Origin of the sequence: Embleya sp. NBC_00888, from assembly GCF_045207655.1 — a bacterium.
Lineage (GTDB): Bacteria > Actinomycetota > Actinomycetes > Streptomycetales > Streptomycetaceae > Embleya.
In genome coordinates, this window is sequence record NZ_CP108784.1 from 6,255,702 (window position 1) to 6,272,258 (window position 16,557).

Consider the following 16,557-nt stretch of genomic DNA (forward strand, 5'->3'; position numbering starts at 1 on the left):
GACCCGCCCGACTCGTCCACCGACCTTTCGATCCCGCACGAAGAGAAGCCTGGAGCCATGGCCTTCAACCTGCGTCACCGCAACTTCCTCAAGGAATTGGACTTCACCCCGAAGGAGTTCAATCACCTCCTCGACCTCGCCGCGGACCTGAAGGCCGCGAAGTACGCGGGCAACGAGCGCAAGCGTCTCGTCGGCAAGAACATCGCGCTGATCTTCGAGAAGACCTCCACCCGCACCCGGTGTGCGTTCGAGGTCGCCGCGTACGACCAGGGCGCGGGTGTGACCTACCTCGACCCGAGCGGCTCGCAGATCGGGCACAAGGAGTCGATGAAGGACACCGCGCGGGTGCTCGGGCGGATGTACGACGGCATCGAATACCGGGGCAGCAAGCAGGAGTACGTCGAGGAGCTCGGCAAGTACGCGGGCGTGCCGGTGTGGAACGGCCTGACCGACGAATGGCACCCCACGCAGATGCTCGCGGACATGCTCACCATGCGCGAGCACTCGGACAAGCCGCTGCACCAGGTCTCGTTCGCCTACCTCGGCGACGCCCGCAACAACATGGGCAACTCGCTGATGATCACCGCCGCGATGCTGGGCATGGACGTACGCATGGTCGCGCCCGAGGAGTTGTGGAACGACGCGGAGATCGTCGCCAAGGCCAAGGAGATCGCGACCGCGACCGGCGCCCGGATCACGCACACCGCCGACGTCGCGGAAGGCGTCAAGGGTGTGGACTTCCTCTACACCGACGTATGGGTGTCGATGGGTGAGCCCAAGGAGGTGTGGGACACCCGCATCGCACAACTGAAGGCCTACCAGGTCAACATGGACGTGGTGAAGGCCACCGGCAACCCCAAGGTCAAGTTCATGCACTGTCTCCCGGCGTTCCACGACCGCAACACCAAGGTCGGCCAGGACATCTTCGAGAAGACCGGCATGGAGGCGCTGGAGGTCACCGACGAGGTCTTCGAGTCGGACTTCTCGATCGTCTTCGACGAGGCCGAGAACCGCCTGCACACGATCAAGGCGGTCATGGTCGCCACACTCGGCGACTAGAGCGCGGTACGAGGAACGGCGCGGCCCGGGCACCGGACCAACCGGTACCCGGGCCGCACGTGATTGTGGAACGCCCTATTTGCCCCATTGATTCGCTTTGCCGCGACGAGCCGACCGGTCGACGCCGCTCGCGCTCGCCGCCCGAACCGAAGGGATCCACCATGCGCGTCGTCGTCGCCCTCGGCGGAAACGCGATGCTTCAGCGCGGGGACAAGCCCGACGCCGACATCCAGCTGCACAACATCCAAAAGGCGGTCAAGTCGCTGGCCCCGCTGGCGCGCGAACACGAACTCGTGGTCACCCACGGCAACGGCCCCCAGGTGGGCGTGCTCGCCCTTCAGTCCGCCGCCGACCAATCGCTCACCCAGCCCTACCCGTTCGACGTCCTGGGCGCGATGACGCAGGGCATGATCGGCTACTGGCTGCTCCAGTCCCTCCAGAACGCGCTGCCGGGCAGGCAGGTGTGCTCGCTGATCAACCAGACCCTCGTTTCCACCGCCGACCCCGCGTTCCAGGATCCGACCAAGTTCGTCGGCCCGGTGTACGAGGAGGACGAGGCCAAGCAACTGGCCCACGAGCGCGGTTGGATCGTCAAGCCGGACGGCAAGTGGTGGCGCCGGGTGGTGCCCTCGCCCAAGCCCGCACGGGTCGTGGAGACTCGACTGATCCGGCAACTGCTCGCCTCCGGGGCGGTCGCGGTGTGCGCGGGCGGCGGCGGTGTCCCGGTGGTCCGCAACGAACTCGGCCAACTCACCGGCGTCGAAGCCGTGGTGGACAAGGATCTGACCGCAGCCCTGCTGGCCGAGGCACTGGATGCGGACGCGCTGTTGCTGCTCACCGATGTCCCCCGCGTGGTCCGCGGATTCGGACAACCCGACGCGCAGGAGATCACCAACTCCACCCCCATGCAACTGCGCGCGGGGGACTTCCCGGCCGGTTCGATGGGCCCCAAGGTCGACGCGATCTGCCGCTTCGTCGAGATGACCGGCGACATGGCGGCGATCGGCGCGCTCGACCAGGCCGCGGAGATCCTCCGGGGCAACGCGGGGACGATCGTCACGCCCAGCGGCAAGTACCCGGAGACCAGTTTGTTGTGACGGCGGGGCTTGGGGGTTGAGGGGGCAAGAGGGTCGAGAAGGCCAAAGGGCCAGAGGGTCAGAGGGTCAAAGGGCCAAAGGGCCGAATGGTCGGAGGCGAGGTGTCGAGGCCCGGTGTCGCGGGTGAGGCGCCGGCCTTCGGGGGGCTGCGGGGGTGGGTCGGCGTGACGGTGAAGGCAGTGCGGATCGCGGCGGACACGTGCGGGGGAGCGGGTTCGCCGACGATCTTTTCGAGCGCGGATCGGTAAAGGGTCTGGTCCGATCGGCCCGTGTCCTGTGACCATGTCGAGCATGGCCGTCTCCGTGATGCCTGCCGCCGACACACTCGCTCGAACGCTGCTCGCCGCCCGAGGCGCCGAGTGGGGGGACTGGTCCGTCGAAGCCATGCAGGAGACCGCCGGACGGCTCGGCTGGGAGACTCGCCGCGTCGAGGACGGACAGGTGGCGATCGAGACCGGCATACCCGGGCTGCAGTGCCGGGCGGATCCCGGCGAACTCGCCGAGGGCGCGCCGTGCGTACGCTTCAGCGCCCCGCTGCCGGTCCGGGTGGACCCACCGCCGCCGGTGCCCGGGTTCCAAGGCCCGTCGGTGCCGGGTCAATACGCGTACGGACCGGGTTCCGGTTCATGGGGCGCCGTGCCCTACGTCCGCGATCGAGGGCGGGAGTTGGACGCCGCGCACACCCGGCTGGGCGCGGCGCTGACCGCGACGCTGGGGCCCGCGCCGTGGCGGGGCGGGCCCGCCGCGTGGCTGCGCTGGCGATCGCGTCGGATCACGCTGCGCCTGTCTCGGGACGACGCGAACGAGGCCCTCGTCATGGAGTTGTTTCCGACGCGCGCCGGCGAGGCGTTCGAGCGGCGCGGCTTCGAGCGGGCGGGGTCCCTGGCCGAGTTGCCCTACATCTGGTGTGTCAGTCGGCCGGACATGAGCCTGGCGGAACTGTTCCTGCCGTTCGGGCCGGACCCGCGCGACTGGGCCGACTTCCGCGAGGCGCTGCCGCGGGTACTGTCCTCGCTGGTGGTGGACATGCCGCTGGTCGGGTGGGTGGAACCGGTCCTGTTGGTGCTGGGGGATGTAGCCGAACCCGCGCACACGGTCGAGATCCGGGTCGGGCAGGACCGCCTCGAACTGGGCAACGTGCCGGGCAACGGACGCCAGGTATGGCTGCGCCCCGGCACCGAACACGCGGTCGCGGCGGCCGAGTCGATCCTGGAGGCGTTCGCCTTCTGGGGCATCGACGGCGCACGGCGGCTGCGCACCCGGGCATGGACGTCGGGCGGGTATGTCGACCTGCCCGGGATCGGAGTACGCCCGGAGGGGACACACCCGGACGACGCGTGACCGGGACGAGTGGAGACCTGGGGCTCGAGGCCCGACACGCAGTCGAGGCGGGGACGGGTCACGGGGCGGCGAGCGCGGTCGCGGGGGCGGAGGAGCGGAAGCGGCGTGATGGGGCGCGCACCTGCGCCTGCGACCGGTGCGCCTCGTACCCGCGATCGCGATCGCGACCGCGACCGTGAGCCTGCGCTCGCGACCGCGCCGGCGACCGCCTGACTGCGCGCCCGCGCCCGCGCCCGCGTGAGCGCTCGGCTGCGCGTGCGGCCGCCACCGCCGGCGCCTGCGTCCGCACGGGCGATCGCGCACACGCAGGCGCCGGCGGTCGCATGCGTACCCTCGCGACCGGGCCGCGTGTACCCGCAGGCGCACCTGCGACCGTGACCGCGATGGCGCTGCGCTCGCGACCGCGCCGGCGTGTACCTCCACCCGCACCCGCACCCGTGACCGGGTCGCGGTTTCCGTGTTCGGTTTGCTCGTCAGTCCTTGGTGCCCGCTCGCCATTGCAGGCCCCAACCGTAGGTCTGGTCGACCTTCTGCTGGTTGCCCTTGATGTAGCGCACCTCGCGCTGGATCGTCAGGTCCCCGCCCTGGTTCTGGACGAGCGCGATCGCGCACGAGCGCGCCGCACCGCCGGTCTCGTCGAGCCGGATCTCCAACTCGGGGCCGGTCGCCGGGGTGAGCGTCACCACCGCCTGCGCGTCGTCGAACGTCACACCCTTGTAGATGAACGCGAAGATCAGCAGGCGCTTGAAGCTGCTCTTGTGGTCGAGGTTGATGTACAGGTTCTCGCCGGCGGTGTTCGCGCCGGTGCGGTCGTCCCCGTCCAGGTACACGTACGGCGGCGCGTCCGCCGAACCGAACATGTTGCCGAGCGCCTGCACGATGCCCTTCGTGCCGTCGTTGAGCTCCCACAGGCAACACAGGTCGAGGTCGGTCGGTCCCATCAGCCGCTTGAGCATGCCGCGCCCGGGAGCGGCCTGCACCCAGTTGAGGTTCACCCGCATGCGACTGCCGGTGATGCCCTCCTTGCTCAGCGAGACCATCGGTGAGGCCTTGGTCAGCGTCACCTTGCTCAACCGCACCGGCGGCCGGTTCGGAGTGGTCGCCGGCGCCGGCGTCGGCGCGGGTGCGGGCGGTACGGGCGGCTGCCGTACCGGCTCGGGCTTGCGGACGTTCAGCCGAGGCGCCGGCGGAGGTGTGGGTGCCGGCGGGGGCGGCGGCGGAGGCGCCTGCACCCGCGGGGGAGGCGGAGGCGGGGCCGTCACCGAGATGCCGAAGTCGGTCGCGAGTCCCTCCAGACCGGTCGAGTAGCCCTGCCCGATCGCGCGGAACTTCCAGGCCCCGCCCCGGCGGTACAACTCGCCCGCGAGCATCGCGGTCTCCACGGTCGCGTCCGCGATGTCGAACCGGACCAGGTCCACCTCGGCCCCCGGATCGCTCACCAACAGGTGCAGATCCCGGATGCCCGCGAAGGTGCCACTGTGCGCCGACGCCGCGAGCACCACCCGATCCACACTCGCCGGAAGCGACCCCAGGTCGATCTCCAGCGCGTCCCTCGACCACGTCCCCTCGTTCTTGCCGGCGTGGCGGACCGCGCCGGAGGGATGGGTCGGCTGGTTGTAGAACACGAAGTCCGCGTCGCCCGAGACGCGACCCGACGCACCCAACAACAGCGCCGACGCGTCCAGACCGGGCGTGCTCGGCCCCGGTCGCCAGACGAAGACCGCGCTCACCTTCGCGGCGGCCACCGGCGTGTTCTGTCCCTTGCCCAACTGCTGCACCATGCGCACGATCGTCACACGAGTGGGCTGATCGGTTCATCCTTTGCGGAGAAAAAATCGGGTGCCCACTCGTACGGGTCAGTAAAACCGGGGTGAAACGTACCCGCTCGTCCGCTACTCTTGCTCGCCTTGCCCGGGGTGTTGCGGGCCGGGGCCGGCGTTCGTCACGCATCAGGCTCGGCGCAACGAAACCAAGAGTGAGCATCCCCACACCTCCGACCGAGGTCACTTCGGTATGCCCGGAGTCGCGTGTCCGCTCGGCCCCGCCGATGCCGCACGCTGCCCGGGGAAAGGGATTCCACCATGTCGTTCGCTTCCGCGCGCTCACTGCGGATCGACCAACCGCCGGACCGACGGGCCCGGCTGTACCGCTTCGGCGCGCTGTTCGGCGCGGGCTTCCGCCGCTGGTCCACCTACCGGCAGGCAACCCTCGCCGGACTGTTCACCAACATCGTCTTCGGTGTGATGATCTACTCGTTGATGCGCGCCCTCGCCGACGACGGCCGCCGGCCCGGCGGCTACGACGCGCCGCAACTCGCCACCTATGTCTGGGTCGGTCAGGGCATCCTCAGCGTCGTCCACGTGTGGACCTGGAACGAACTCGCCGACCGGGTCCGCAGCGGCGACGTGACCGCCGACCTGCTGCGCCCCATCGACCCGTTCGAGGCGTTCTTGGCCGCCGACCTCGGCCGGGCCGCCTACGCGGTGCTCGCCCGGATGGTGATACCCGTCCTCGCCGGCGCGCTGATGTTCACCCTGTACATCCCGCAACGTCCCTACACGATGCCGCTGTTCGTGCTCTCGCTGGCGCTGGGCACGGTGCTCAGCTTCGCGCTGCGCTACCTCGTCAATCTCGGCGCGTTCTGGCTGCTCGACGCGCGCGGTCTCGGCGCGGTGTGGCTGCTCGCCTCGGGTGTATTCGCCGGCACGTTCTTCCCGCTGCGCTTCCTGCCCGACTGGGCCCAGGCCGTGTTGTGGTTGTGCACCCCGTTCCCCGGCCTGTTCCAGATTCCGCTCGATGTGGTGGTCGAACGTCCCGGCCCCGCACAGCAGGTCGGCAGTGTCGTACTCCAGTTGATCTGGGTCGCGATTCTGGTACCCGTCGTGCGGCGGGTGCAGCGGGCCGCGACCGACAAGTTGGTGATCCAGGGTGGCTGAGTCGAGCACGATCCAGGCGTACACGCATCTGGTGCGAGCCCAGATCCGCAGTCAGACCCAGTACCGCGCCTCGTTCACCATCGACGTCGCGTCCTGTGCGCTGACCACGCTCGTCGAGGCCGCCGTCGTCCTCGTGGTGTTCCGAGTCTCGCCGACGGTCGGCGGATTCGGGCTGCGCGAGGTGCTCGTGATGTCCGCGCTCGCGGTCTTCGCGTTCGACCTCGCCGACCTGCTCGTCGGCAACATCGAACGACTGTCCCTGTACGTGCGCAAGGGCATGCTCGACGCGATCCTGGTCCGGCCGTTGCGTGTACTGCCGCAACTGCTCGCCACCGACTTCGCGTTGCGCCGGATCGGCCGAGCCGCGCAGTCCTTGGTGCTGTTGGTGGCCGTACTCGTGTACGCGGACCCGCACTGGACTCCCGCGCGCGTACTGCTGCTCGTGCTGACCCCGATCGCGGGCTGCGCGCTGTTCGCCGCGGTGTTCGTCCTGGGGGCCTGTGTCGCGTTCTGGTTCGTCGAATCCGGCGAGATGGCCAACGCGTTCACCTACGGCGGCAAGGAGTTCGCCCGCTACCCGGCGACGATCTACCCGGGGTTGCTGCGCCGGGTTTTCGGCTACGGGGTCGGCCTCGCGCTGGTCGGCTATCACCCCGCGCTGTTCCTGACGGGACGCGCGGATCCGCTCGGCGGGCCGGACTGGCTCGCATGGTTGTCCCCGGTCGTCGCGGCGTTCGCCTGGACGGTCGCGCTGCTGGTGTGGCGGACGGGGATTCGGCACTACAGGAGTACGGGATCGTGACCGCGACCGAGACCATCACCCAGACCGCGACCGAGACGATGATCGAAGTGCGGGACCTGCGCAAGGAGTTCACCGTCAGGCGCAAGATCGGCCGGGTCCGCCGGGAATCGCGCACGGTGGCCGCCGTGGACGGCGTCGCGTTGAGCATCGCGCGCGGCGAGACGGTCGGCTACATCGGACCCAACGGCGCCGGCAAGTCGACCACTCTCAAGATGATGACCGGGATCCTGACGCCGACCTCGGGGCACGTACGGGTCTGCGGCCTGGAACCGGTGCCCCGTCGACGCCGGCTCGCCCGTCGGATCGGGGTGGTCTTCGGACAGCGCTCGCAACTGTGGTGGGACCTGCCGCTGCGCGAGTCCTTCCGGTTGCTGAGGTTCGTCTACGCGGTGCCCGCCGTCGAGCACGAGGCCAGGCTCCGACAGTGCCGGGCGATGCTCGAACTCGACGAGTTCATGGACACGCCGGTGCGTCAACTCTCGCTCGGGCAGCGGATGCGCGGCGAGATCACGGCGGCCCTCCTGCACGGTCCCGATGTGTTGTTCCTGGACGAGCCGACGATCGGACTCGACGTGGTCAGCAAGCAGTCGCTGCGCGCGTTCCTGGCCGAGATCGGCACGAGCGGGGACGTCACGACCGTGCTCACGACGCACGACCTCGCCGACATCGAGCACCTGTGCCGGCGGCTGATCGTGATCGACCGCGGCCAGGTCGTGCACGACGGAACGCTGGAGGCCCTGCACGCGCGCTACGGCTCGCGCAGGCGGGTGGTGGTGGATCTGGACGAGGCACGTGCGCTGGACGTGCGGATGCCCGGGGTCGCGGTCGAGGCGGTCGAGGCGGACGGCAGGCGGGTCACCTTCGCGCTGGACGGCGTGCCCGCGGGGGAGTTGATCGCCAGGATCGCGCGCGACGGGGGCCTGCGGGACGTGTCCGTGCGGGAGCCGACGATCGAGGAGGTGGTCGCGAGGCTGTATCGGGAGTGACGGGGCGGGCTCGCGGGCGGGTCGGGCCTCTGCGGGCGACGGGCGGCGGGCGATGGAGTCCGGCTGTGGCCGCAAGTGGTTGCCGGTGATGCGGTGTGGTCGGCGCCGGTGTCCGTCGCCAGTGTCCGGGGCCGGTGGACGTGCTCGGCGGGCTCCCGGTTTTGAGGGATTGCCCCCTGCGGTCGTGTGCGGTCCCGGAGGAGAGTCTTCCTGAGGGGGACGGGACATGACGCGCAGTCAGGACGAGGTCGTCGGTGCCGCTTTGCCGCGGTGGGCGAACGGGCGGTTTCCGTTGCCGACCGACTCGGGGCATCACTGGTACACCGCTCGCGGAGGCGTCGTCGCGGCCTTGGCCGGGGCCGCGGTGACGCTGCGGGCAGCTGAGCCCGACGCGGCGGTGGTCGGGTGGGTGGGCGACGCCGACCCGGACCAGATACGGGTGCTCGCCGCCGCGTCTGCCCGTCCTCCCGCTTTGGTGGTCGTGGGGGCGGCCGGTACGGGCAAGACCAGGACCGCCGCGATGGTGATCCGCCGCGAACTCGACGCCGGCGGACGCGTGCTGGTTGTGACGCGCCAGAGGCATGGGGCACAGCGGGTGCGGGCGGAACTTGCCGGCGTGGGTGTGGACCCAGGCGCGGGGGACGGGCTCGCGGGTGCATGCGCGGGCGCAGGCGGTGGACTCGCGGGTGCGGGTGCGGGTGCGGGTGCGGGCGCAGGGCTCGTGCGTCCCGGTGGCGGTGGCGGTGGGCGCGGCGTCGGGCCGGGAACGGGGGGCGGACGCGGAGGCGCAGCGGATTGCGATGTGGACGAGGTGTTGTTGGATCGGCATGCGCGCTCGATGGTCGAGCCGTACGGGGCTTGGGGGTTGACCCTGGCCGGAGTCCAGGATCACCTCGTGGGGCGGCCGCTGTGGACCGGGCCCGTGCTCGATCCGGAGCTTGTGTCGGCGCTCGATCCGAACGAGGCGCATCGACTCGGCCGCGACCTCGAACGATTCGCGCATGCGGGCGGGTTGCGTGATGCGGCTTGGCACGGCGTACGGATCGACACGCCCGAGCAGGCCCGTTCCGTCGTCGGCGAGGTCGCCGAACTACGCGCACGGTTTCGCGAGATCCGGGCCGCCGCGGCACGGGCCCGGCTCCACCCCGATCGGGCCGAGCCGTGTGATCTCGCCGACTGGACAGCGTGTCTCGCACTCGTCAAGCGCGTGCGGCAGCTCTCGATCGTGGTCGACCCGGAAGTCCTCACCGGTCCGTACTCGATTCCCCAACTGCTGGCGACCACTCGCTGGTACGGACGACCCGCGGCGCGCCGATACCTGCGCGACCGTACGCGATTCCCGACCGACCGGGCCGCCATGCGGCTCACCATGACCGAGGCCCGGGCCTTGGTCCGACTCTTCCAGGAGCAGCCGGACGGGTTGCCCGAGACGGCGTTCCTGCGGGAAATGGTCCCGGCGTGGTCCGACTCGGAACGCGAACGGCAGGCGCTTGCGGGCTACGCGGAATCGCTGTTCCCGGTCCTGGGCCTGCCGGTGGACACCTCGTTGCGCGGTATCGGGGAGCGGCTCGATCGGCTCGCCGAGTCGATCTCGGCGGACGGCGCGTCCTGCGAGCGACTGGCGGACCGCTGTCGCTCGTACCGCGCCCTTGCGACCGCCGGCTTGGGACCGCTCATGGCGGACCTGACAGCGCGAGCGGTATCGCCGGAGGGGGTCGCGGGCGAGTACGAGCGCTTCCTGTACACCTCGCTCGCCCACACCATCACCGCCGGCGGGCCCGGCGGGGTGGTGGGCCTACAGGCGCACGCCTACCGGTATCGAACCCGGGCGGCGGCGGCGGTTGCCCGCCCGAGGCCGGTGTCGGAGGTGCGGGTCGGCCCGTCGGGTGCGCCGGCGGGCGCACCCGTGAGGGTGATGTCGCCGCGCGCGGTTCGGCGATTGCCGGATTACATGCGCTTCGACCTGGTGGTGGTGGACGACGCCGGGACGGTGAGCGAACGCGACGTGATCCCCGCTCTGCTCCGCGCGGATCGGGCCGTGCTGTTCGGAGACCCGGCCGGGCCGGGACTCGGTGATCCGGACGCTCCGGTCGAGCCGGGCGATCCCGGTTCGGAAGGCGACCTGCGCTCCGCCCTCGCGGCCGTGAGCCGCTTCGTCGATCCGGTTCGGATCGGCCACCCACACCGCGCACTCGACGAACGTCTCGCACTGCCGGGCGTGTCGCAGGCAGTGGAACTCCCGGGCGTGCACGTCGATCCGGTGGCGATCCGGCACCTCGTGGTGGGCGCGGACGACGTTGCGGAGGTGCTCGCGACGGCTCGTCGGTACCAGGTGCGATATCCCGATGAGAGCCTCGCGATCGTCACGCTGGGCGGGTCGCAGGCGCGGCGCATCCGCTCCGCCCAGGAGACGGGGCACGCGACCACGGAGTTCACGGTGGATCGAGCGGCGGCCTTGCACGGTGGCGAATGGGACACGGTGCTCCTCAGCGTCGGGGCGAGACGGGATGCCGAGGGAAGGCTGATCCACCGATTCGGCGCGGCGACCATGCCTGGTGGGGACGCACTGGTGACCTCGGCCGTCTCGCGGGCGCGCCGGCGACTGGTCGTGGTGACCGCCTTCGAGGAGAGCGAACTCGACCCGGCCCGGCTGCGGGCCCCTGGCGCACGGCTGTTACGAAGGGTGCTCCGACACGCGGCTTCGAGTGGGCGCGGGGGCGAGTACGAGCAGGCCGAGGGCGGGACTGTGCCTGCGGTCGCCGTCGCCGGTGCCGGGAGTGAGGTCGGTGCGAGTGCGGGAGCGACTGGAGCTCCGGACGTGTTCCACGCCGATGTGATCGATCGGCTGCGGGCGGCCGGCCTCGAACCGGCGTACGGGTTCGGCGGGCCGGCGGGCGTCGTGATCGCGTTGCCGGTCGCATGCTCCACCCCGGGCGCGGACACGAGTGCGAGTGCGGGCGGACATGCGGTAGCCGGCGCGAGGACCCGAGCCGACGCCTGCGAACGTGAGGCGACCGCAAGGGAGCCGGTTCCGGACGAGCGTGCGGTCGCAGGCGCAGGCGCAGGCGTCCGGTCGCGTCTCGGCCGTCACGCCGGTGCCGACGAGGGCGAGCCCGCAGCCGAGGCCGCAGACACCGGCGCGCCCGCAGGCGCCGGGCCGGGAAGGCGGATGGTGGTCGCGATCGAGACCGATCGAAGTGCGACCTACCTCGCGGAGGCCTCCGCCCGTGAGCGGGAGTGGTTGCGGGCGGCTCGGTTGGAGCGGCGCGGGTGGGTCGTGTACCGCCTGTGGAGCGGTGACTGGATCCGTGATCCGGACAAGCAGATTCGACAGATCGTGGCGTTGTACCGATCCGCGACGAACGACGCGCCGGTGGTTGCGACAAAGGGGTGACGCCGGAGCCCGGTCCGGCGCGTCCCGCCCTTCCCCATCCGTGAGACCGCACCATGTCGTGTGGCGCTTGAGCGGATGAAAAGGATGACCATGTGAGCGGATCCAGCCGGGACGACGCCGCCGCGCCCCGCGTGGACCCGGTCGTCGCGGCCATCGGCTTCGCCGTCGTGCTCGCGGTCGTCCTGTGGGGCGTCCTCGCCAAGGGCTCGCTCGACACCGCGGCGTCTACCGGACTCGATTGGACGATCCGCAACTTCGGCTGGCTGTTCGTCGTCGCCGCCGACACATTTCTCGTGCTCGCGGTCTTCATCGCCGCGTCGAAGTACGGCCGAATCCGCTTGGGCGAGGACGACGACGAGCCGGAATTCCGTACCGGCGCCTGGGTCGCGATGATGTTCAGCGCGGGCATGGGTATCGGGCTGATGTTCTACGCCGTGGCCGAACCCATCCAACACTTCGCCGCGCCGCCACCGGCCTCGGGTGCGGTCGCGCAGACCCCGAGTGCGGCCGGCGCGGCGCTCGAATGGACGCTGTTCCACTGGACGTTGCATCCGTGGGCGATCTACGCGATCGCCGGCCTCGCCCTCGCCTACGCCACCTTTCGGCGCGGTCGCGGAAATCGGGTCAGCGCCGCGTTCGTACCGCTCCTGGGTCGCCACGCGGACGGTGCCGCCGGGCAGGCGATCGACCTGCTCGCCATCTTCGCGACCGTGTTCGGCTCGGCCACCAGCCTGGGACTCGGCGCCCTCCAGGTGGCCAAGGGGCTGGACCTGACCACTGACATCAAGGACACCTCGACGCTGCACGTGGTGATCATCATCGCGCTCACGGCCGCCTTCGTGGTGTCCGCCTTCAGCGGGATCCATCGCGGCGTCAAGTGGCTCAGCACCGCCAACGTGCTGCTCGCGCTGGTGCTCATGTTGTTCGTGTTCGTGGTCGGCCCGACGGTGTACGTGCTCGGGGCGCTGCCCGCCTCCGTCGGCAGCTACCTCAACGACCTGCTGACCCTGGCGACCCGTACCGGAACCTTCGGCGGGGACGCCTGGATGGGCTCGTGGACGATCTTCTACTGGGCGTGGTGGCTGTCCTGGGCCCCGTTCGTGGGCACGTTCATCGCACGCATCTCGCGCGGCCGGACGGTTCGCCAGTTCGTGATCGGCGTCCTGCTGGTACCCAGCGGGGCGAGCACGATCTGGTTCGCGGTGATGGGCGGGACTGCGCTGCGCCTGCAACAGACCGGCGCGGCCGACCTGGTGACCAAGGTCGCCGACGGGCCGGAGTCGGGCCTGTTCGCGATGCTCGACGCGCTACCGCTGTACGCCGTCACCGCGACCGTGGCGATGGTCCTGGTCGCCCTGTACTTCGTCACCGGGGCCGACTCGGCCTCGCTCGTACTCGGCTCGCTGACCAGCCGCGGTTCGCTCAAACCGGCGCGCTGGCTGGTGGTGGGCTGGGGCGCGCTGATCGGCGCGGTCGCGGCCGTGCTCCTGGTCGCGGGCGGTCTCACCGCGCTGCAACAGGCAACCATCCTGGTCGCGTTGCCGTTCGTGCTGGTGATGCTGGCGCTGTGCGTGGCACTGCTGAAGGATCTGAACAGCGACCCCATGGTCGCACCGGGACCGAGACGGATGCGGGCGCGTGGTTTGTCCGCCGCGGTGCGCGCGACCGTGGGCGACGAGGGCGAGGGCGTCGACGCGGAGGCCTTCCACCGACACCACGGCGGCATCTGAGTACGCCGATCTGATTGGATCCGTTCGGGCCGAGTCGGCCTCAATCGGTCGTGGTGGTGTCAGAGCGAATCCGGGCGCATCCCGGTCGGGAGGCCGCGGTGATGTTGGAGGACGAGCGTCGCGAACTGTGCGAGTTCGGAGCACGGATCGTCGAGTGCGGACTTGTGGTCGGAGCCTCGGGCAACCTGAGCGTGCGCCGGGGCCCACTGGTCGTGGTCACCCCCTCCGGTGTCCCGCTGGAGCGCATCACGCCGGCGGAGTGCGTGGTCGTGGACATGACGGGCAGGGTCGTGGAGGGCACCCGAACGCCTTCCTCCGAGACGCCGATGCACCTCGCGCTGTACGAGAGCGACCCGGACGCCGGCGCCGTGGTGCACACGCACGCGGTGTTCGGGGCGGTGGTGGCGACAACGCTGCCCGTGTTGCCGGCGATCCACTACAACGTGCTGCTGCTCGGCGGGCACGATGTGCGAGTCGCGCCGTACGCGACCTACGGGACGCCGGAGTTGGCTGCCTCGGTGCGAGCGGCGCTCGCGGGCGGCCGCAGCGCGGCACTGATGGCCAACCACGGGGGCGTGACCCTGGGACGGGACCTGATCGAGGCGTACAACCGTACCCGGATCCTGGAGTGGTTGTGCGAGGTGTACGTGCGCTCGCTCGCGGTGGGCACTCCGAACGTGCTGACCGCCGCCGAGCTGGCGGCGGTCGAACGTCGGATGAACCGGTAGGAAAGGCCCGGGCCGGCTGCTGCGAGCGCGGCCCGGTCCTGGTCAGCGCTTGACGTCGATCACGATGCGGCTCGGGTTGTTCAGGACGAACGTGAGCACCTCGTGCACGTTGCTCTTGTAACCGATGCCGACCTTGAGCTTGCCCTCGAAGTCGCACGTGACCGCGTACCCGGTGAGCGAGGGCATGTTGGTGACCACGTGGCGCGGACCGGTGTACGTGGCGTTGCCGTTCTCGTCGTGCGCTGCGCCGGCGATGTCCAGTTCGAGGTATTCGGCGCTGTTCGGGAAGCTGACGGGCTTGCCGCTCGCGCACTGCTCGAGACCGCTGCTCGTGGTGCTCCCGTACGCCGGAAGGCCGGCGGAGAAGTCGAGGACCACGCGGTCGTAGGTCGCGTGTTGTCCGGTGCGGATGTTGGTCAGGTAGGTGGTGCCGGCGGCCTGCGCGGTCCCGGACAACACGGTGGTGGCGGCGATGCCGACGACGGCGGCGACGCCGAGGGCGGAGCGGACGAGATGGCGACGGGGGACGGATACAACAGCCATGACAGCCTCCGAATGAGCCGATATCTACAGCGACGAAACGTTTCGCACTCTGGTTCCGAGATAGCCGAAATTAATCTTCAATGCACTCTTTCGAAGTAATCCGGCGGCATTTGCCGGCGCTTCGCCGATACACGAGCGACCCTGGACACACGTCGGAACCGGGGCAACGGATTCGACGAACGGGGTATCACCGATGAACCGCATGCGACGTCGTTTTGTCTGCGCGCTGGCCCTGACCACGAGCCTGCTGACCGTGGCGGCGCCGGGCGCCTCCGCCGACGCGACCGGGGCAGCCACGTGCGAACCAGGACAGGTGTGCTTCTGGACCGGGCCGGCCTTCGCCGGTGCGCCGGCGGCGGCCTTCGAGTTGGCCGAAGTCAACGTCGAGCAGTGCATTTCCCTGCCCGACGGGGTCGACGCGCTCTCCTTCGCAAACCGCATGGATCGCTACGTGACGATGTACCAGAGCAGGGAGTGCGCCACGGAAGGCGACTTCAGCACGTATCCGGGCGACGGGGTCTTCGTGCCCGACGTGCCCTTCACGGTCCGGGCCTTCCAGATCTGGGAAAAGCCGTGACGGCGGCCGCGGCAGACGGCCGTCATCCCCGGACTCCGGAGTAGCCCGAGAAGTCGAAGGACGCGGCGATGCGATCGACCGCCGCGTCCGGACTCGGCGGCATGGTGAAGGTCACGATGGACGGCATCGTGATCGGCAGCCACCACACCCGCGGGTGATAGGTCGATCCGTTGTCGCAACCGGCCCACCTGCGCCGGTAGTCGGCGGTCTTGGATCCGACCGGGCGGAACCCGCGTTCGACGGTCGTCGAGGACGTGGTCAACGTGGTGCCGCGGGGCCCGCCCCGCGGCACCAGGCGTCGCCCTGCCAAACCCGGCCCGATCCGGATTCGAGGTTCCGCGCCCGGCCCGCTTCGTCGTCCGGCGGATCGGCGAGCCCGCCGGCCGACACTCGCGGACGCCTCGACGGACCATGGACCCTGCTCGGCTACCGCCGTGCGCAGCGAAGGGCCGGGGATGGATGTAGGCGGTGGAGAACCACGTTTGGTCGGCGTCCGCGTCGGCATCCAGTGCAGGCGCGGTGAAGAAGCCCCTTTACGCGTTGGGCGACATCGATCTCGCGCCGGAACCTGGCCCGGAAATCCTCGTCCCGGGCCAGTTCGGCACGGATCACCTTGACGGCGACCAGCCGGCCACCGGGCGATCGGCCGAGGTGGACGCGACGCGACCCATGCCACCGGCGCCGAGCCGGGTGTGGATCGAGTACGGCCCGACCCGAGTCGGATCACCGGCCAGGAGCTCGCGCATCGATTTCCCCTGAGTCGATGAGTGTTCGCGCCCCGAGGAAGGCGAGCCGCCGTCAGCGCGGCACGCGCGTCACGAGGTCGAGCAGGTCGTGCCAGTGGAGATCCGCCTGTGGATCCCTGGTCCGCAACGCCGCCGCTGCGTGGACCAGATGGTCCCGTGCGCGGTCGAGCGCCGGATCCCGCTCCGGATCGCCTTCGCCTGCCCGTTCACGCCCGGGATCGCCTCCGTGCCCGCGCGCCGGCCTGGACTCGGCGGTGTCCCACGCGGCGCGGAACACGGCCGCGACCGTGTCGGGTTCGAGGCGGTGCTCATCCCGCAACGACGTCCCGACGCGCCGGAAGGCGGCGAGGAACGCGGGCGCCGACGGCTCGCGATCCGCCGCCAGGGCCTGGATCAGGTCCGCGGCGGCGGCCGGTGTCGGGCAGGTCGGGGTTCGTGGGCCCGCCACCCAGTACAACTGCTTGTGCGGCATTCCGGACTCGATCACCAATCGGCCGGCGATCGCGGCCACACGATCGGTATAGCCCCGGATCCGGAAACGCGCGCCATTGTCGTCCTGGCGCCACAGTTCCCACTCGTTCATGCGACACATTGTCGCTCTTTCGAGTGATCGCAGGG

At 70.3% G+C, this 16,557-nt stretch carries 15 protein-coding genes; 10 read left to right on the forward strand and 5 right to left on the reverse strand.

The window, feature by feature from the left end; all coding sequences use genetic code 11:
- The first annotated feature begins 57 nt into the window (after positions 1-57).
- The 3 genes from argF to OG948_RS26755 all read left to right on the forward strand — a co-directional run bounded on the left by argF (position 58) and on the right by OG948_RS26755 (position 3,497).
- Entirely contained in the window at positions 58-1,059 is a 1,002-nt protein-coding gene (gene argF, locus OG948_RS26745) for an ornithine carbamoyltransferase (RefSeq protein ID WP_406298879.1), read from the forward strand.
- 161 nt (positions 1,060-1,220) lie between these two features.
- The gene (arcC, locus tag OG948_RS26750; RefSeq protein WP_406298880.1) at positions 1,221-2,156 is read left to right on the forward strand and encodes a carbamate kinase; all 936 of its coding nucleotides are present in this window, start codon (positions 1,221-1,223) and stop codon (positions 2,154-2,156) included.
- 291 nt (positions 2,157-2,447) lie between these two features.
- Complete coding sequence (locus OG948_RS26755) at positions 2,448-3,497, forward strand: hypothetical protein (protein WP_406298881.1); 1,050 nt, start codon at positions 2,448-2,450, stop codon at positions 3,495-3,497.
- Between the two features lie 473 nt (positions 3,498-3,970).
- On the opposite strand, the gene OG948_RS26760 is transcribed toward OG948_RS26755, so the two are convergent.
- The gene (locus OG948_RS26760; RefSeq protein ID WP_406298882.1) at positions 3,971-5,278 is read right to left on the reverse strand and encodes a TerD family protein; all 1,308 of its coding nucleotides are present in this window, start codon (positions 5,276-5,278) and stop codon (positions 3,971-3,973) included.
- A gap of 300 nt (positions 5,279-5,578) precedes the next feature.
- Between OG948_RS26760 and OG948_RS26765 the strand changes: the two genes are divergently transcribed.
- The 6 genes from OG948_RS26765 (at position 5,579) to OG948_RS26790 (ending at position 14,073) form a co-directional block, all read left to right on the forward strand.
- Positions 5,579-6,433, forward strand: a complete 855-nt coding sequence (locus OG948_RS26765; protein WP_406298883.1) for an ABC transporter permease — start codon at positions 5,579-5,581, stop codon at positions 6,431-6,433.
- On the forward strand, positions 6,426-7,235 hold the full coding sequence (locus OG948_RS26770; RefSeq protein ID WP_406298884.1) for an ABC transporter permease: 810 nt from the start codon (positions 6,426-6,428) through the stop codon (positions 7,233-7,235). The genes OG948_RS26765 and OG948_RS26770 overlap by 8 nt, the downstream gene beginning before the upstream one ends.
- Before the next feature lie 38 nt (positions 7,236-7,273).
- The gene (locus OG948_RS26775; protein ID WP_406300347.1) at positions 7,274-8,221 is read left to right on the forward strand and encodes an ATP-binding cassette domain-containing protein; all 948 of its coding nucleotides are present in this window, start codon (positions 7,274-7,276) and stop codon (positions 8,219-8,221) included.
- 226 nt (positions 8,222-8,447) lie between these two features.
- Positions 8,448-11,615: a hypothetical protein gene (locus OG948_RS26780; protein ID WP_406298885.1), complete on the forward strand. Its 3,168-nt coding sequence runs from the start codon at positions 8,448-8,450 to the stop codon at positions 11,613-11,615.
- Positions 11,616-11,707: 92 nt separating this feature from the next.
- Positions 11,708-13,345, forward strand: a complete 1,638-nt coding sequence (locus tag OG948_RS26785) for a BCCT family transporter (RefSeq protein ID WP_406298886.1) — start codon at positions 11,708-11,710, stop codon at positions 13,343-13,345.
- Positions 13,346-13,401: 56 nt separating this feature from the next.
- Positions 13,402-14,073: a class II aldolase/adducin family protein gene (locus OG948_RS26790; protein WP_406298887.1), complete on the forward strand. Its 672-nt coding sequence runs from the start codon at positions 13,402-13,404 to the stop codon at positions 14,071-14,073.
- Between the two features lie 42 nt (positions 14,074-14,115).
- Here the strand turns inward: OG948_RS26790 and OG948_RS26795 are convergent, their stop codons facing one another.
- Positions 14,116-14,616: a hypothetical protein gene (locus OG948_RS26795; RefSeq protein ID WP_406298888.1), complete on the reverse strand. Its 501-nt coding sequence runs from the start codon at positions 14,614-14,616 to the stop codon at positions 14,116-14,118.
- Positions 14,617-14,818: 202 nt separating this feature from the next.
- Here OG948_RS26795 and OG948_RS26800 point away from each other — a divergent pair, with 202 nt between their 5' ends.
- Positions 14,819-15,193 carry a peptidase inhibitor family I36 protein gene (locus OG948_RS26800; RefSeq protein ID WP_406298889.1) on the forward strand — a complete coding sequence of 125 codons (375 nt, stop codon included), beginning with the start codon at positions 14,819-14,821 and terminating at the stop codon, positions 15,191-15,193.
- 22 nt (positions 15,194-15,215) lie between these two features.
- Here OG948_RS26800 and OG948_RS26805 read toward each other — a convergent pair whose 3' ends face one another.
- The 3 genes from OG948_RS26805 to OG948_RS26815 all read right to left on the reverse strand — a co-directional run bounded on the left by OG948_RS26805 (position 15,216) and on the right by OG948_RS26815 (position 16,522).
- Positions 15,216-15,503: a hypothetical protein gene (locus OG948_RS26805; RefSeq protein ID WP_406298890.1), complete on the reverse strand. Its 288-nt coding sequence runs from the start codon at positions 15,501-15,503 to the stop codon at positions 15,216-15,218.
- 298 nt (positions 15,504-15,801) lie between these two features.
- Positions 15,802-15,939 (reverse strand): hypothetical protein, encoded by a 138-nt coding sequence (locus OG948_RS26810; protein ID WP_406298891.1) that lies wholly within the window; start codon positions 15,937-15,939, stop codon positions 15,802-15,804.
- Positions 15,940-15,991: 52 nt separating this feature from the next.
- Positions 15,992-16,522 (reverse strand): hypothetical protein, encoded by a 531-nt coding sequence (locus tag OG948_RS26815; protein WP_406298892.1) that lies wholly within the window; start codon positions 16,520-16,522, stop codon positions 15,992-15,994.
- Positions 16,523-16,557 lie beyond the last annotated feature (35 nt).

Excerpts from the sequence above, each read along its gene's own strand:
- argF (WP_406298879.1), top strand. The coding sequence starts at position 58 with ATGGCCTTCAACCTGCGTCACCGCAACTTCCTCAAGGAATTGGACTTC.
- arcC (WP_406298880.1), top strand. The coding sequence starts at position 1,221 with ATGCGCGTCGTCGTCGCCCTCGGCGGAAACGCGATGCTTCAGCGCGGG.
- OG948_RS26755 (WP_406298881.1), top strand. The coding sequence starts at position 2,448 with ATGGCCGTCTCCGTGATGCCTGCCGCCGACACACTCGCTCGAACGCTG.
- OG948_RS26760 (WP_406298882.1), bottom strand. The coding sequence starts at position 5,278 with ATGGTGCAGCAGTTGGGCAAGGGACAGAACACGCCGGTGGCCGCCGCG.
- OG948_RS26765 (WP_406298883.1), top strand. The coding sequence starts at position 5,579 with ATGTCGTTCGCTTCCGCGCGCTCACTGCGGATCGACCAACCGCCGGAC.
- OG948_RS26775 (WP_406300347.1), top strand. The coding sequence starts at position 7,274 with ATGATCGAAGTGCGGGACCTGCGCAAGGAGTTCACCGTCAGGCGCAAG.
- OG948_RS26780 (WP_406298885.1), top strand. The coding sequence starts at position 8,448 with ATGACGCGCAGTCAGGACGAGGTCGTCGGTGCCGCTTTGCCGCGGTGG.
- OG948_RS26795 (WP_406298888.1), bottom strand. The coding sequence starts at position 14,616 with ATGGCTGTTGTATCCGTCCCCCGTCGCCATCTCGTCCGCTCCGCCCTC.
- OG948_RS26800 (WP_406298889.1), top strand. The coding sequence starts at position 14,819 with ATGCGACGTCGTTTTGTCTGCGCGCTGGCCCTGACCACGAGCCTGCTG.
- OG948_RS26810 (WP_406298891.1), bottom strand. The coding sequence starts at position 15,939 with ATGCGCGAGCTCCTGGCCGGTGATCCGACTCGGGTCGGGCCGTACTCG.
- OG948_RS26815 (WP_406298892.1), bottom strand. The coding sequence starts at position 16,522 with ATGAACGAGTGGGAACTGTGGCGCCAGGACGACAATGGCGCGCGTTTC.